The sequence below is a fragment of the Streptococcus sp. 27098_8_73 genome (assembly GCF_041432495.1).
Classification (GTDB): Bacteria; Bacillota; Bacilli; order Lactobacillales; family Streptococcaceae; genus Streptococcus.
Genome location: NZ_JAPVZT010000029.1, coordinates 1 through 654, shown reverse-complemented (window position 1 = coordinate 654; position 654 = coordinate 1). Strand labels below are relative to the sequence as shown.

Below are 654 nucleotides of genomic sequence, written 5' to 3'. Positions count from 1 at the left end.
GGATAGGAAGTCGGAGTACTTCCTTTTTGGGAGTTTAGCTCAGCTGGGAGAGCATCTGCCTTACAAGCAGAGGGTCAGCGGTTCGATCCCGTTAACTCCCATATAGGTCCCGTAGTGTAGCGGTTATCACGTCGCCCTGTCACGGCGAAGATCGCGGGTTCGATTCCCGTCGGGACCGTTGAAATTGTTAGACAGTTTCAAGAAGAAAGACTCGTTAGCTCAGTTGGTAGAGCATTTGACTTTTAATCAAAGGGTCACTGGTTCGAGCCCAGTACGGGTCATAAGCGCGGGTTTGGCGGAATTGGCAGACGCACCAGATTTAGGATCTGGCGCTTTAGGGCGTGGGGGTTCAAGTCCCTTAACCCGCATAGAAATATAAATGAGCCGGCTTAGCTCAGTTGGTAGAGCATCTGATTTGTAATCAGAGGGTCGCGTGTTCAAGTCATGTAGCCGGCATTTTTTTTGGATAGAGATGCGAACGTAGTTCAGTGGTAGAACACCACCTTGCCAAGGTGGGGGTCGCGGGTTCGAATCCCGTCGTTCGCTTTGAGGCCGGGGTGGCGGAACTGGCAGACGCACAGGACTTAAAATCCTGCGATTGGTAACGATCGTACCGGTTCGATTCCGGTCCTCGGCATAGCGGATATGCGACAG

The 654-nt window shown here is 52.3% G+C and carries 7 tRNA genes; all 7 read left to right on the top strand.

The annotated features are described in order from the left end of the window. The first annotated feature begins 28 nt into the window (after window positions 1-28). The 7 genes from O3651_RS10110 to O3651_RS10080 all read left to right on the top strand — a co-directional run bounded on the left by O3651_RS10110 (window position 29) and on the right by O3651_RS10080 (window position 637). Window positions 29-101 (top strand) — tRNA-Val (locus tag O3651_RS10110). Between the two features lie 4 nt (window positions 102-105). Beyond that, a tRNA-Asp gene (locus O3651_RS10105) sits at window positions 106-178 on the top strand. Between the two features lie 30 nt (window positions 179-208). Continuing rightward, window positions 209-281: transfer RNA gene (locus O3651_RS10100), tRNA-Lys, on the top strand. A gap of 5 nt (window positions 282-286) precedes the next feature. Next, window positions 287-368, top strand: a tRNA-Leu gene (locus O3651_RS10095). A 15-nt stretch (window positions 369-383) separates the two neighbouring features. Further along, window positions 384-456, top strand: a tRNA-Thr gene (locus O3651_RS10090). A gap of 18 nt (window positions 457-474) precedes the next feature. Further along, window positions 475-546: transfer RNA gene (locus tag O3651_RS10085), tRNA-Gly, on the top strand. 5 nt (window positions 547-551) lie between these two features. Further along, window positions 552-637, top strand: a tRNA-Leu gene (locus O3651_RS10080). Window positions 638-654: the final 17 nt, after the last annotated feature.